The sequence below is a fragment of the Paenibacillus sp. MABNR03 genome, from assembly GCF_050455445.1.
GTDB classification, from domain to species: domain Bacteria; phylum Bacillota; class Bacilli; order Paenibacillales; family Paenibacillaceae; genus Paenibacillus; species Paenibacillus xylanilyticus.
In genome coordinates this window covers 1-15041 of record NZ_JBCIYR010000009.1, presented here as the reverse complement: position 1 = coordinate 15041, position 15041 = coordinate 1, and the positions used below count along the sequence as shown (strand labels likewise).

Annotated in this window: 10 protein-coding genes and 1 riboswitch; of the genes, 9 read left to right on the top strand and 1 reads right to left on the bottom strand. The window is 47.8% G+C overall.

Features of this window, described 5'->3' with window-relative positions:
* Window positions 1–84: 84 nt before the first annotated feature.
* The 4 genes from AAIH57_RS27030 (at window position 85) to guaA (ending at window position 6467) form a co-directional block, all read left to right on the top strand.
* Entirely contained in the window at window positions 85–1074 is a 990-nt protein-coding gene (locus tag AAIH57_RS27030; RefSeq protein ID WP_430023673.1) for an AAA family ATPase, read from the top strand.
* A complete protein-coding gene (locus AAIH57_RS27025) occupies window positions 1074–2348 on the top strand; it encodes a DUF58 domain-containing protein (protein ID WP_430023672.1) in 1275 nt (424 codons plus the stop codon). Before AAIH57_RS27030 ends, AAIH57_RS27025 begins: the two co-directional genes overlap by 1 nt.
* Window positions 2335–4653, top strand: a complete 2319-nt coding sequence (locus AAIH57_RS27020) for a DUF4129 domain-containing transglutaminase family protein (RefSeq protein WP_430023671.1) — start codon at window positions 2335–2337, stop codon at window positions 4651–4653. The genes AAIH57_RS27025 and AAIH57_RS27020 overlap by 14 nt, the downstream gene beginning before the upstream one ends.
* Before the next feature lie 275 nt (window positions 4654–4928).
* Complete coding sequence (guaA, locus tag AAIH57_RS27015; RefSeq protein WP_175395384.1) at window positions 4929–6467, top strand: glutamine-hydrolyzing GMP synthase; 1539 nt, start codon at window positions 4929–4931, stop codon at window positions 6465–6467.
* Window positions 6468–6642: 175 nt separating this feature from the next.
* Here guaA and AAIH57_RS27010 read toward each other — a convergent pair whose 3' ends face one another.
* Window positions 6643–7566, bottom strand: a complete 924-nt coding sequence (locus AAIH57_RS27010; protein WP_175395383.1) for an ArsR/SmtB family transcription factor — start codon at window positions 7564–7566, stop codon at window positions 6643–6645.
* A 298-nt stretch (window positions 7567–7864) separates the two neighbouring features.
* Here AAIH57_RS27010 and AAIH57_RS27005 point away from each other — a divergent pair, with 298 nt between their 5' ends.
* From AAIH57_RS27005 to AAIH57_RS26985, 5 genes are all read left to right on the top strand, one after another.
* Entirely contained in the window at window positions 7865–8848 is a 984-nt protein-coding gene (locus AAIH57_RS27005) for a glycoside hydrolase family 43 protein (protein WP_430023670.1), read from the top strand.
* A gap of 310 nt (window positions 8849–9158) precedes the next feature.
* The gene (locus AAIH57_RS27000; RefSeq protein WP_430023743.1) at window positions 9159–10376 is read left to right on the top strand and encodes an extracellular solute-binding protein; all 1218 of its coding nucleotides are present in this window, start codon (window positions 9159–9161) and stop codon (window positions 10374–10376) included.
* Between the two features lie 111 nt (window positions 10377–10487).
* On the top strand, window positions 10488–11363 hold the full coding sequence (locus tag AAIH57_RS26995; protein ID WP_175395381.1) for a carbohydrate ABC transporter permease: 876 nt from the start codon (window positions 10488–10490) through the stop codon (window positions 11361–11363).
* Between the two features lie 45 nt (window positions 11364–11408).
* Window positions 11409–12254, top strand: coding sequence for a carbohydrate ABC transporter permease (locus AAIH57_RS26990; protein WP_430023669.1), 846 nt, complete (start codon window positions 11409–11411; stop codon window positions 12252–12254).
* Between the two features lie 212 nt (window positions 12255–12466).
* Window positions 12467–12566: riboswitch (purine riboswitch) on the top strand.
* A gap of 175 nt (window positions 12567–12741) precedes the next feature.
* Window positions 12742–14118 (top strand): NCS2 family permease, encoded by a 1377-nt coding sequence (locus tag AAIH57_RS26985; RefSeq protein WP_175395379.1) that lies wholly within the window; start codon window positions 12742–12744, stop codon window positions 14116–14118.
* Window positions 14119–15041: the final 923 nt, after the last annotated feature.

Below are 15041 nucleotides of genomic sequence, written 5' to 3'. Positions count from 1 at the left end.
CTAATCTCTCTACTTCCGGGCAACAATGAATCATAGATTACTATGACTCTGGGAATGCCGATGGATGGAAGGAGAATGAGGGATATGTCGTATATTCGAATGGAACATGAACATGCGGTCGAACTGTTGAACAGGGTTACCAAACGGGTCGAAAGTGTGATTATTGGCAAAAAACAAGAGATTCAATATGTTCTTACTGCGATGCTCAGTGGGGGTCACGTGCTTCTGGAAGATGTACCGGGGACGGGGAAAACAATGCTGGTTCGTGCTGTCGCTTCTTCACTGAACTGCTCCATGGGCCGTATTCAATTCACATCCGATGTCATGCCTGCAGATGTAACGGGTACGTCCATGTATCATCCACACACAAGTGAGTTTACATTTCGGCCCGGCCCAGTCATGTCCAACATTGTACTGGCAGATGAAATTAATCGTGCTTCACCTCGAACTCAGTCTGCCCTGCTTGAAGCCATGGAAGAAAGGCGTATTACGGTAGACGGTATAACACATGCTTTGCCAAGGCCATTCTTCTTGCTGGCTACACAGAATCCTCTGCAGTTTGAAGGCACCTATCGTTTGCCTGAGGCTCAGCTGGACCGTTTCCTTATGCGAATTGGGCTCGGTTATCCTGAGCCGGAACAGGAAGTGGAGCTGCTAACCAGAGTGCACAGCAGAGAATTGCTGGATGAACTCCGTCCGGTCGTGCTTGCTGAAGAAGTGGTTGCGATGCAGCGTGAGATCAGGCATGTGCATGTTGATCCCGTGGTCAAACAATATTTGGTTGCTGTCGCTGTTGCCACTCGAATTCATCCAGCCGTCAGACTTGGCATTAGCCCGCGCGGAACATTGGCCTGGATGGCTGCCACACAGGCATATGCCTACCTGCAGGGGCGCAGCTATGTCATTCCGGATGACGTGAAAGAGATGGCACTTCCGGTTCTTGCCCATCGGATTGGGCTGAAAGCCCAGAACAGAACAGAAGCATTCCAGGGGCAGGAACAGGTCATTCAGGATGCACTATCATCTGTTCCCGTACCTGTGCAGATGACAGCTCAGGGAAGGGGCCGGCGGTGATGACAGCGCCTGTTCAATGGCTGTTCCATGCTGTTCTGGTGTCAGCTTTCGCTTCCTTATATATATGGCATGGGGGGAAGGCTGCACTATTTCTGTCCATTATGATGTCCCTCATCCTGATCAGTGGTCTGATCATTCATTTGTTAGGGCCTAAACGGATTCGCATTCGCCGGCAAATGAACTCGGAACGGATTATGGTTGGGGAAATAGTGCGGGTTCGGGTGGAAGTGGAATTTGAATGCCGCATCCCACTGCTGTGGATGGTGCTCTGTGAAGATACTCCTGCTGGTGTGCATCGCAAATTATTTTTTCCGGGAAACAGGCGCAAATTTGCCTATCAATATCAAATGTCCGGTTTGCGAAGAGGCCTGTATCAATGGGGTGCAGGACAATTGTACTGGGGGGATGCGTTTGGCTGGAATACGGTCGCTGCAGAGACAGCGGGCAGTACATCCCTTGTTGTTGTTCCATCCGGATCAACGTACGCAGATTGTGAGTCTGCATCATTCGCGAATACAGATGAAGGGGTTCCTATTGAACGGATAACGGGTCAGGGAAGCCGGAGTCCCGAGTTCCGTGAGTATCAGCCGGGAGATCCGATGGGACGCATTCATTGGAAAAGCACGGCCAAGACAGGCAAGCTTCAAACCTTTTTGCCCGAAATATCAGAATCAACGTCATTAGGCATAGTAGTGTACGAAGGCAAGACAGGATATGGACGTCGAACTCAGGAGGCGAAGGAGCATCCTGCTTTTGAACGTGCGGTTAACATGGCTGCCCGCTGGGTGTTTACAGCTGTTCGGGATCATGTACCCTACCTGCTGTGGAGGACAGGTGAAGATACGGGTTCGAACGGGGAAACGTATTGGTTAAGTGACTTAATCCATGCGGAGCATGTAAATCTCTCACTGGATAGACTGGCCCAAGCGAACATAGCAAGTGCTGCCTCATCCGTCTCATCCCTGTTGGAACCAACGATGCTGGACGAATGGCCAACCGGTACACGCGTCGTCGTCCTGACCGGCAGGTTGGATGCCGTGCTGACTGAATGGATACTCGGCGCTGCTGAGCGGGGACATGAGATAGAAGTACAGTTAACCGAGACACCTTTTGATGAGGAAAAAGTGACAATGAATGCTGTACCCGAAGGGGCGGAGCACCCATCAGTACAGTGGACGGACCAGCTTCGTCTCAGCGGGGTGAGGATCAGTACAATCGCAGACAGTACAGTGCCTTCCGCGGGAAAGGCAGGTGTCTCGGATGTGGGAGCGTAGTTACAGGAATACATCGACGTCGGGCTTGAAATCTGCGGAAGAGATTTCAAGCCTCGGTTTGGATGCCAAAGCCAACCCTTCCAAGAAAGAGCCTGCCGTTTACAGTATAAGCATTTCTGCCATTTTGCTGCTCCTGTCCCTGGAGTGGATCTATCCGATCACTTCTTCGGGACAACAGGGAAGCGAGCGTTTTCTGGCAGTGATGGCGGGCCTAACAGGTGCCCTCCTTATCGCAGGATTGCTGCGTGTGGGGTGGATCATGGGGATACTGCTCCGCCTGTGCATGGCTCTGACGGCTCTATGCCTGATGTATGGAGGCAGTGATCCTGCCGGGTGGGCTCTGGAATATCCGGGAACATGGATGGAGGATATCCGTTCATTTATGGAGAGCAGGCGTTTTTATTCCATCAGTACAGAGACAAGAGGGCTACTGATGATGTGTGGCTGGAGCATGCTCATGGCTTCCGTACAATCCCTTGTATTGATGCGGCGAAGTGTCATGCTGTTTGGCGGTGCTACCCTGCTCTACTTGCTGCTCTTGGAAACATTGGCCGGGCTGGATGTGTATGCCTCCGTTGTCCGGTCTGTTCTATGGATTTTGCTGATCCAGGCCATACTGCAATTGCTCCGTCTGCTTGAAGGAGTTACGGCGCCAACCTTCCGCCGATATCCCTTTGGTCGCTGGTGTGCGGTGGCTGTTGCTGCCGCAGTGGGGATGGTGCTGATCTCTGTTGTGCCGGGCCGAGTTGCCACCGTCCCTGGGCCGGAACGATTATCCCTGGACCAAATGGGGGAACGTCTTGCTCGCTGGGCAGGTTATACACCAAACAGCAGCATCCCTGCTTCAGCATCGATCACGGGGTACAGCACGGTGGATGCGCCAATGGGATCCCCGTTGGTCCAAGGGGACGCCATCTTTTTTACAGCGAGAAGTCCTGAAGTTACGTATTGGCGTGGAGAGACTCGTTCATATTATAACGGCAGTACATGGAGTGATCCTGGGCAAGGCTTCCAAGAGGCCAGTCCGGCAGCTCTTTTCCGTACCGATGGTTGGGAGAATCAAGCCTACTGGACTCGCATTCGTCAAACGGTCACGCTGAAGCGGGCTTGGAGAGGGCCGAATCCTCTCTTTACTGGCGGAGTACCCTTAAACCTGTCCTTTCAAGATGAGAATGATTCTAACGAGAAAAGCAGGTTTTCCCTGCTCTCCAATGCAGATTCGGCTACGCTATGGCTCGCAGGTTCAAGCAATCGTGAACCAATCAAGACCTATACAACAGATGTCATGATTCCCACCGCAACGCCGGAACAGCTTCGTCTATTAGGGAAGGCGAGCAGTACGAGCCAAGATCCGGCAAAAATCCGCAGAACCTATCTCCAGCTACCGGCATCTCTGCCTGAGCGGGTACGCTCACTTGCAAGCGACATTATCCAGGGGAGCGAAACGCGTTATGACGCGGTCCAGGCGGTGCGGACTTATCTGGAAGAGCATGCGGAATACACCTTGGACACTCGCATGCCGCCCCGCGGGACAGATTTTGTGGATGATTTTCTGTTTGTCACGGGAGAGGGGTATTGTAACCACTTCTCAACAGCAATGGTCGTTCTGCTGCGCGCGGAAGGTATTCCTGCACGCTGGGTGAAGGGATTCGGAGCCGGGGTACCGGATCCAGAGGTGTCGGGACAGTACATCATTACCCAGGGGGATGCCCATTCCTGGGTGGAAGTGTATTTTCCCGGCGCAGGCTGGATGCCGTTTGAGGCTACGCCGGGCTTCGCGATGCCGCAAGGCGAAGGCACAGACGCCGCAGCGGCCGCCGAGGCGCAGCCCGGCGAGTTGAACCCACCGCAGTCTGGCGGTGGGTTGGAGAGTGCGGGCGCCTGGCTGCTGGCGCCCGCACGAGCCCTTGCCGCAGAGCCATGGCTCGCGGCAGCTCTTGCAGCGGCGGCTCTGCTGGCCGCTGCCGGGACCGTGCGCATGCGGCGGCTTCGCCCCGCGCTGCGGATAAGGCTGCTGCTGGCTTGGCCGCGCAGCAGCTTTCCAGACCGCGAGCGGCTGCTCAGCGCCGCCGCTCCGGTCTGGGCCGCGCTCGCGCGCCGGTACGGCCCGCGGCCGCCGGGGATGACGCTGCGTGAATATGCAGCGTCACCCGCCTTGGCCGCAGGCACGGACAGCGCGGACATCGCGCGGTTTGCAGCCGACTGGGAACGGCTGCTGTATGGGCCAGACCGTCCGCTGCGCGTGGACAGTCTCGATTTCCTGCGCCGGGCACTTCGTCTGGCCCGGCGCCTGCAGGCACCGTAACATCGTCCAGGGACGCCTTCCTCGCTGTAGTGCGAGCGAGGCGTCTTTCGACGATTTTTCCGGTGTGGTGCCTGTCTTTTTTTCTCATTAAATTGGCATGAATAACTTCTTCGGGAATGAATTGAATGGAAGTGGGAATTCTGTAGGAAAACTCGCAATAAAGGGGCCTTCATATCAAATGTTCAAACCGTCCACAAAAAGGAGTTTCGTCTTTCCTTGACGGTATGTTTTGTCGTTGCGTATAATTAGTTTCATTAATTAAGGGAGGCACGGTAATGAATAAGCAAAATGAAATTGTGGTTGTCCTTGACTTTGGGGGCCAATACAACCAGTTAATCGCCAGAAGAATCCGGGATCTTGGCGTATACAGCGAGCTTTTGCCGTATAACACACCGGCTGAGAAGATCGCAGAATTGTCACCAAAAGGAATCGTATTCTCCGGAGGCCCATCCAGCGTATACGCTGAGAATGCTCCGCACGTGGATCCGGGTGTTTATGACCTAGGACTTCCGATCTTCGGAATTTGCTACGGTATGCAGCTTATGGCGCAGCAGCTTGAAGGTAAAGTAGAACGTTCCGAGAAACGCGAATACGGTAAGGCAGATATCGAGTTTGCACCAGGTGCTGCTCTTGCAAAAGGCATCGAAGGTGAACACACGGTATGGATGAGTCACGGTGATCACGTGGTTTCTCTTCCGCAAGGATTCAAACTGGATGCAGGCACGGAAAGTGCGCCGATCGCTGCGATGAGCAACGACGAGCGCAAATTGTATGCTGTTCAGTTCCATCCGGAAGTACGTCACTCCGTTCGTGGTAACGATATGATTAGCAACTTCCTGTTCGACATCTGTGGTTGCGAAGGCAACTGGAGCATGGAGACGTTTATCGATGATACGATCAAAGATATTCGTGAAAAAGTGGGCGACGGTAAAGTGCTGTGCGCACTGAGCGGTGGTGTGGATTCTTCCGTTGTTGCTGCACTGCTTCACAAAGCGATCGGTGATCAATTGACATGTATGTTTATCGACCATGGTCTGCTGCGCAAAGGCGAAGCGGAGAGCGTAATGGAGACGTTTGTCGGCAAATTCGACATGAAAGTTGTCAAAATCGATGCACAAGAGCGCTTTATGTCCAAGCTGGCTGGTGTGGATGATCCGGAACAAAAACGTAAAATCATCGGTAACGAGTTTATTTACGTATTTGACGAAGAGTCCAAGCAGTTTGATGACTTTGAATTCCTGGCGCAAGGTACACTCTACACGGACATCGTGGAAAGTGGTACAGCGACAGCTCAAACGATCAAATCTCACCACAACGTGGGTGGATTGCCTGAAGATATGAACTTTAAGCTGATCGAACCACTGAGCACCTTGTTCAAAGATGAAGTGCGCAAAGTGGGCACCGAGTGCGGTCTGCCAGACGAAATCGTACACCGTCAACCTTTCCCGGGTCCGGGTCTTGCGATCCGTGTTCTTGGTGAAGTTACGGAAGAGAAGCTTAAAATCGTGCGTGATTCAGATTACATCCTGCGCGAGGAGATTGGCAAAGCGGGTCTGGACCGCGAAATCTGGCAATACTTCACGGCTCTGCCGAACATGAAGAGCGTAGGCGTTATGGGTGATGCCCGTACGTATTCCTACACTGTAGGTATTCGTGCCGTAACATCCATTGACGGTATGACCGCCGACTGGGCGCGTATCCCTTGGGATGTGCTGGAGAAAATCTCCGTACGTATCGTTAATGAAGTCGATAACGTTAACCGGATCGTGTACGACGTAACATCCAAACCACCAGCAACGATCGAGTGGGAATAGATTTACGTTCAAACGGTAAATAACTAAAAAACTCCCTTTAAACATGTTTCGCACATGTTAAAGGGAGTTTTTTTCGGTTAGAGATACCTAACTCCGAAGTACTGATTGGGACAGCATAACTTCAGAAAAGTATGACGTGTGGCGTAAGCATCCTGCTTGCAAAACCTCAGCGTTTTTATTCAGGTTTTTCATTATTCTGTGTGTAGTACAAACGGAAAATAATGTCCTGGTTATGGTTACCGAATCCTTGTCCGAATACGGTCACGCCACCAATGTGCTCTGCATCCTCCTTGACAGCAATGCGAAGAGACCAATAACTGTTGCGAATGCCGATATCATCGATGGTTACATCAGACAATTTTACGCCATCCATGAACGTGCCTTCCTTTTTGATAATCAGATGCTTCAGCAAACCATACTGGTTTACGCTCTCGAACCACCAGGGCGGATTCAGCTTGCCTCTTCCTCCGAAGTCACCCGGGCTCGTCCACATCCCTACCTCAACATCATTGACGATAAAGGATATATCGGAAGGCCAGTTGTTGTTGGTCAGTGGGGCCTCCGAGGAAATTTCCATCGAAATTTCCAGCTCCTCGGGATTCTCATCTCCCATTAGATAATTCGGTACTTTGTACTCAATGTAACCTTGTCCAAACCACAATATTTTTGCCTTCAGTCGATCAGGGTCCAGGAAATAACGGGGATCATCAAAAATTCCGATAATGGAATCCCTTGTACATATGCCACAAGTTGGTTTGATCTGCAGATCAGTAAAATGTCCTACAGATATTTCAGTTTTGTGAATTTCCCGTTGAATGACGTCCTTGGTTGGGAATGCGATTTCAAGAGTATCCATGCGAAGAGAGCAGACCTTTTGGGCAGCTCCGCCTTTACCCGGCGCCATGTTGGATTCAATGACACCAGCCTTTTCCAGCTTTTTAACATGCATGGTCATAATGGCGCTGCTCAGTCCAAGGGCTTCGGCCAATTCTTTTATATTCATAGAGTTCTTGGACAGCAGATGAACGATCTGAATACGTACACTGCTGGATAGGGCTTCGAAGATATGCAGGTTTTTTTCGTTCAGGTCGATTTTCAATGTAATTCCTCCGAAAGAAATGAAATATTAACATTTATGTGAATGGTAAACGTAGAATATTATAATATCGGATTCTGAATATAATCACAACGGATTTAGATAAATAATACCAAAAATATAACACAAAAACAAAGTAATTCAGAAAAATGTAAAAACAAACCATGAAATAACCAAAAAAATCCTGCTCAAATATTGACACACGATGCTCTGTATCTTAATATTTAGGTGAATTAATAACATATTTACGAATTTATGAACAAAAGCATTAACTATTCATTGCAGAACAGGAGATGACAGCGTGAGTACAGTTTCAAAGAAGGAATCATTTGTTAATCCGATTATACCGCAACGAGCCGATCCGTGGGTATATAAACATGCTGACGGCTATTATTACTTTACAGGTTCAGTACCTGAATATGACCGGATCGAGGTCAGAAGAGCCCGTACGGTTCAGGAGCTGGATAGCGCAGAGCCCGTTGTGATTTGGCGTAAGTATGATGAGGGACCGATGAGTGCCAACATCTGGGCACCGGAAATTCATTATGTCCACGGTAAATGGTACATCTATTTCGCTGCAGCGCGTACAACGGATACGGTGGAAGGACTTTTTGACCATCGCATGTTCGTGTTGGAGAATGCATCGGCCAATCCGCTTGAAGGCGTATGGGAAGAAAAGGGGCAAATCAAGACGAAGTGGGAAAGTTTCGCACTTGATGCAACCTCATTCTTGCATAAAGATGTTCAATATCTCGTATGGGCACAAAAGGATCCAGATATCGTTGGCAATTCCAACCTGTATATAGCATCAATGGAAAATCCGTGGACACTGGCTTCCGAGCAGGTCATGATCGCCGAACCAACACATGATTGGGAGAAAATCGGATTCCTGGTCAATGAAGGTGCAGCTGTCCTGAATAGAAATGGCAAAATTTTTATTTCGTTCTCTGCGAGTGCTACAGACCACAATTATTGTATGGGTCTGTTGTATGCCGAGGAAGGTAGTGACCTGTTGTCACCCGAGAGCTGGACGAAGCTGCCTGCACCTGTATTCCAAACGGATGAAGAGTCGGGACAATACGGCCCTGGGCATAACAGCTTTACCGTATCGCCGGACGGAAGTCAGGACATTTTGGTCTATCATGCCCGGAATTACAAGGAAATCGAGGGAGACCCACTGTATGACCCCAACCGCCATATGCGAGCGCAGGTTTTTGGCTGGGATGAGCATGGATTTCCGCACTTCGGCAGACCCGTTCCGGATAGTCGACAGGTGAATGCGTAATAAAAAGTTGAACTTTCGCTAAAAAAAAGGAACAAAGTGGTTGACAAATGTAAGCGCTATGAATTACGATAAATTCACATAAACATTAATGATTAATTTATACATTAATGTTTGGAAGAAGGATGAAGGGAGTGCTCCTAGGCAAGCTTCCTTCAGCAAGTTCTACATTGTAAGCAGGGCCGGTTTCCAAGGAGAAAATTGCAGTGCCCTGTGATTTTCTCGATTAATTGAATGCGTTTACAGATATGCTTAGGATTGATCATTCTAGGGGGGTTCTTGTGTGAAGCGTACAAAAAAAGGTTTTGTAACCATGGTATCTATGCTGCTCCTGCTGGTCACTGTACTGTCGGGTTGCAGCTCGGACGACAAAAATACGATTACGTTCTGGACGCCACTGACTGGAGAGGATGGCGCCTATATGGACCAGTTAGTTAAAGAATATAACGCCACCGAACCAGAAATCAAATTAAAACATGTGATCACCTCTGATATGTATACCAAGCTGTCAACGGTAATCAACTCTGGCAAGGGTGTTCCTGATCTGGCTATTATCCATGCTGACCGTGTACCGGGCTTTGTGAAACAAGACGTGCTTGAGCCAATGACGGCGATGCTGGCTGCGCAGCCAGAGATTAAGGAAGAGAACTATCTGCCGCAAGCATGGTCAACGGGAACCATTGATGGAACGCAATATACTGTGCCTCTCGATATTCATAGTAATGTCATGTACTACAACGAGGATTTGCTGAAAAAGTATAACGCGGAATCTTTCCTGGACGATGATGTTGTTACAATTGATGAGATGCTTTCTTTACAGGGCAAGCTCGACGAAGGAGACTTTGTTGTCAATGACGCTTTGCTCGGATGGGTTATCCTTGGCCAGCTGCAAAATGTGGGCGGTGATGTGCAGAAGGATGGAAAGCCGGCGCTGAACACGCCTGAGATGAAGGCCGCTTTTGAAAGTGTCAAAAAGATTGCAGATGCGGGTCTCATGACCCCGTTCGGTGAAGATGGTTACTTGATGTTCCAATCCGGTAACGTACTGTTTTCCACAGATGGTACATGGAGCTCAACTGCACATGCGACTGTTGAAGGGCTAAATTTCGGTGTAACGAATGTATACTCATCTACTGCTGATAAGTTTACAAACCGTTCTTCCTCTCACCTGTTTGCGATGTTAAAGAATGAGGCCAGAACAGATGAAAAGGAACAGGGGATTGGTAAATTCCTGGAGTTTATCCGCCAAAATTCAATGGAATGGGCCAAAGCAGGGCAGACCGTTGCGAGTAGACAGGTCATTGAGAGCCCGGAATACAAGGATTACATGCAGTCATTCTTCACGTCCAACGAGAAGGAGATTGAATCCCTCTACATCTATACTTACGAGCACTATCCTTATGTAGCTGAAGCGGTTGACAAATACGCGGCAGATATCGTGCGCGGCAATGTTGAGCTGGATGCGACACTGCAGACCATGCAAAAAGAGGTTGAGGACAAAATTGCTCAAGGAAGCAGTGGAGCCCAGTAACATTTAAATCGCATAAAACGGATGTGCTGCACATCCCGCCATTCTACTGTAATAGAAGCAATGTGTCGCATGGGTGGCACATTGCTTTTCCCAAAGGAGAAATGAAAGGATATGAATAAACGATCATTTGCACCGTTCCTGTTTGTTGGTCCTCATCTGATCCTGTTTCTGGTGTTTATACTTCTGCCAACGATCTACGGAATATATGCCTCATTTACGAGATGGAATTTGATAAACGATCCGGTATGGGTCGGATTTGAAAATTATAGAACCATCTTATTCGACCAGGATTCCTCATTTCATTTTCAATTCTTTAATGGTTTAAAGAATACGTTGATCTTCGTGGCGCTGAGTGTCCCACCGTTAATCATCATTCCATTGCTTGTAGCCGTGGCTCTTGAACATAAAAAAGTGAAATTCAAAGGGTTCATGCAGGCGATTATCTACATTCCAGGCATGATTTCCATTTCAGCGGCAGCGTTGATTTGGTCTCTTATTTTCAATAAACAGCTTGGTATCACCGGTAATGTATTCGGATCAGAGGTATCGTGGGCAGCCAATCAACCGTATGCCTGGATCATTATTATTGTGATATCGGTGTGGGGAGCTGTCGGAGGAAACATGATTATTTATCGTGCTTCCATTAATGGGGTTCCCAGTGATCTGTATGAAGCAGCCGAAATGGATGGTGCTGGACCTGTACGCCGATTTTTCAGTATTACGCTGCCTTCCATCCGTTTCCCGCTGATTTTTACGTTTGTCATGACAACAGCTGGTGCGTTCAACGTTTTCGGTCAGCCTTTGATGATGACCGATGGTGGACCGCAGCAGACTACTCATGTTCTCATGATGTATATTCGCCAGCTTGCGTTCGGCTCCGGTGAGTCAGTGGCAGGTATGGCTTCCGCCATGGCTGTGCTGTTAGGACTGGTTATTCTGGTCATCTCCGCATTGCAGTATTACGTGATGAACCGGAATGCCAATTAAAGGAGCAGGATCGAACGTGGATCGGGAAGGAGCAGGTATATCAACATGTTCAAAAAAATAAGTATATCCAAATATATATCGTATCTATTTTTGGTATCCATTTGTGTCATTTGGGTGGTCCCCGTTATTTTCGGGATTACGACTTCATTTCGCTCACAGGCAGAAGTGGTGTCGGCTGGCTTCCGCCTATTTCCTAAAGAATGGGACTTTAACAACTACGTTGCCATACTGGAAAACACGTCAACCGCTCCGATTTTGAGATGGTTGAGCAATTCACTGATCATTGCGGTCTCTCATACATTGCTTGTCGTTTTTATTATCTCTCTTACAGGCTACGGATACACAAGGTTGAAGTTCAAAGGGAGAGACGCCTTGTTCTTCACGCTTCTCGGTATTTCGTTTTTCCCAGGTGTCGTTAACCTGATCCCTTCCTATAAAATCATTGAAGCACTTGGGTGGGTCAATACTGCATGGGCAATGATCATTCCCGGACTGGCAGGTATGGGCAATATCTTCCTCGTTCGTCAGTTCATGAAGGGGATACCGGGGGAACTGGATGAGTCTGCGAAGGTAGACGGTGCAAGCGACTTCCGAATCTATTACTCCATCATTTTACCGCTGGTGAAACCGGTGTTGATCGTGTGTGGACTGTTTTCGTTCATCGGGTCCTGGAATGATTTCCTATGGCCTGTCATCGTCTACACAGACGTCGAGAAAATGCCAATCACCGCCGGACTGCTGTTGCTGCAGGATATTTACGGCAATTACCGGATGATTGGACAGCTGATGGGGTCGGCTATTCTGGCGATCATTCCAACGCTCGTTCTGTTTATTTTTGCACAAAAGTATTTCCTGCAATCCATTAACTTGAATTCGGGGATTAAAGGATAACGCTGTATTACTCTTGATTAGGCTCAAGTGAAGGTTTAGGGAAGCATCACATTATATCTTAATACATCAGCTGCCGTGATTTACGGTGGCTTTTTTACGTTTATGCTTTGGTCTCTGTTCGAACACGAACGTTTCCATAGACTTACATGCAAAACATTCGTTTTTACCATTGACAGAAACGGGTCACGCTTCTAAAATAGTGATGGGAAACAAACAAATAGCGCATACTACTTCGTATAATCCTGGGGATTGGCCCGGGAGTCTCTACGAGATCACCCTAATGATCTGGCTACGAACAGGAGAAGCTAAGCACATAAATTCTACATGACTGCGTGATTACAATACTGGACGCACATTAGAATTTTTTTTGTTCTTAGCGAAAGGCTAAGCCTCTCCTTATAGCTAACCCTGGGTGGAGCAAGAACACCAGGGTCTTTTGTCGTTTTTCAATATGGCTTCAACATCTCTAAGGGGGAGTTAGTGAATTATGGATCGTTTCTTTAAACTAAAAGAAAACGGAACAAATGTTAGAACGGAGATTGTTGCGGGTCTCACTACCTTTATGACAATGGCGTACATTCTTTTTGTCAACACATTGTTCCTCGGGTCTGCCGGGGCTGGGATGTCGGATAACGCAGTATTTTTTGCAACAGCCGTAGGCGCTGGTCTAATGACCATCATTATGGGATTGTTCGTTAATATCCCGATTGCTCTTGCGCCGGGTATGGGATTGAACGCCTACTTCATGACTGTGGTATTGAGCTCTAATGGTGCAATCACCTGGCAAGCCGCTCTCGGAGCGGTATTCATTTCGGGTATCGTGTTTATTATTTTGACCGTGACCAAGATTCGTCAGATGCTGCTTGTTGCCGTTCCGCAAACGTTAAAAATGGCCATCACGGTCGGTATCGGTCTCTTTATTACTATTGTAGGTTTCAAACTGGCCAATCTCGTTGCTGTCACAGTAAATGTTGCGCCTGATGCGGATCTGAGCCAACCGATTCCGGGCAGCAGCTTCAATCTGTCCCTGGGTAACTTCGTAACACATCATGACGCATTGCTGGCTCTGATTGGGTTGATCCTTATCGCGATACTGATGGTTATGCGCGTTAAGGGTGCGTTGCTCATTGGTATCGTTGCTACTACTCTGATCGGTATTCCGATGGGTGTTACGGATCTCAGTGGACTGTCCGGTGCAAGCTGGCTGCCTAACTTCAGTGATCTGGCTGTTGGACAGCTTGACCTGAAAGGTGCTATTAGTCTCGGATTGTTCGAAATTATCTTTATCTTTACCTTCGTTGAACTGTTCGACACGTTTGGTACGATGGTGGGAACTGCGACACGGATGGGAATTATGAATGACAAGAAAAAAGGCGAGAAAACAATCGGTAAAGCGATGTTCGTCGATGCAGTGGGTGTCAGTGCGGGTGCGGCATTGGGTACAAGCACAATTACTGCTTTCGTAGAAAGTGCATCGGGCGTTGAAGCAGGTGGACGTACAGGTCTGACTTCGATAACAACAGGGGTCTTGTTCATTCTGGCTCTGTTCATCGCGCCGCTTGCACTGGTTGTTCCGTCCGCTGCTACAGCTCCGGCACTGATCATCGTAGGCGTATTGATGATGAGCCAAGTGCGAAGCATTGAGTGGGATGATTTCCTTCAGGCTTTCCCTGCATTCCTTACAATTGTACTGATGCCTTTTACAGGCGGGATAGCAAACGGAATTTCGGCAGGTATCCTGTCTTATGTCATTCTGGCTGTATTCAGTAACCTGGTTACGGATCGCAAAGTGAAAATTCACTGGTTGATGTGGATTCTCGCAATCATTGTTCTATGCCGCTACGTCTTTATGGGCGGAGAGTAGTTCAGTCATCTATTAAAAAGAAAGAACGGGAGCTTCTGGACTTTACCAGAGCTTTCGTTCTTTTTTTATCTATAAGGCGAGACTTTATAAAACGGTGTGCTAAGAACTTTATTCTACTAATATAGAAAGAAAATTTTTTTTCTACTAATATAGAAAGAAAATTTTTTTTTCTATTATATAGGAAGTGCTGACAATGAGTTGTGATCTAATGGTTTTTGACCAGAAAAACCTCCGTACATCGAGAGGAGTTTTATGATTTGGTACGAGAAATAGACAGGGTGGTCAGAAGATCACTCGTATTTTGATATTGCAGTGACTTCAGGAAAGTTGCAAAAAAATTATGTGGACCTTGTTCAGAGTTATCCTTCAATGGATGTATATGATGATATGTAATTTAAGTTATGGAGGAAGCGGTGGCGGATATTCGTTTGATAGGGTACTTTATTGGAGGGTATAGTATTTATGCTCATTTGCATGGTCTGTTGCAGAAGAAGTGTATAGTACAGTTCGCCAACTGGCTGCGAAGCACAAAAATAGATCTTACGATGTGAGTGGTTCGGATGGTGAAATCGTGCAGGTGCTCTTGAAGTATTAATATGAATATATAATAGAAGAGATTAATGGAATAGGTGATCCTTTGTGTTTTGAATAATTTATTCGAAAAAAGTACTTGCATAAAAAATCTGTACATGGTATATTCTAATTCCGGCCAAGAAAACACGAGAAACACGGTGCGTAAGCAAACAAAATAAGCTTCGAAAGAAACTTAAAAAAGTGCTTGCTAAATTGGTTTGGATGTGATAAGATATAAAAGTTGCTGAAGAGAACAACACTCGGACGCAAACGAAGTTTGATCTTTGAAAACTGAACAACGAGTGAGTAACGATCTTGCTTGCAAGATCAAAATTGAGATTTTTAATCTC

Coding starts and splice junctions, on each gene's coding strand:
- AAIH57_RS26990 (WP_430023669.1), top strand. CDS start 11,409: ATGTTCAAAAAAATAAGTATATCCAAATATATATCGTATCTATTTTTG.
- AAIH57_RS26995 (WP_175395381.1), top strand. CDS start 10,488: ATGAATAAACGATCATTTGCACCGTTCCTGTTTGTTGGTCCTCATCTG.
- AAIH57_RS27025 (WP_430023672.1), top strand. CDS start 1,074: ATGACAGCGCCTGTTCAATGGCTGTTCCATGCTGTTCTGGTGTCAGCT.
- AAIH57_RS27000 (WP_430023743.1), top strand. CDS start 9,159: ATGGTATCTATGCTGCTCCTGCTGGTCACTGTACTGTCGGGTTGCAGC.
- AAIH57_RS27030 (WP_430023673.1), top strand. CDS start 85: ATGTCGTATATTCGAATGGAACATGAACATGCGGTCGAACTGTTGAAC.
- AAIH57_RS26985 (WP_175395379.1), top strand. CDS start 12,742: ATGGATCGTTTCTTTAAACTAAAAGAAAACGGAACAAATGTTAGAACG.
- guaA (WP_175395384.1), top strand. CDS start 4,929: ATGAATAAGCAAAATGAAATTGTGGTTGTCCTTGACTTTGGGGGCCAA.
- AAIH57_RS27020 (WP_430023671.1), top strand. CDS start 2,335: ATGTGGGAGCGTAGTTACAGGAATACATCGACGTCGGGCTTGAAATCT.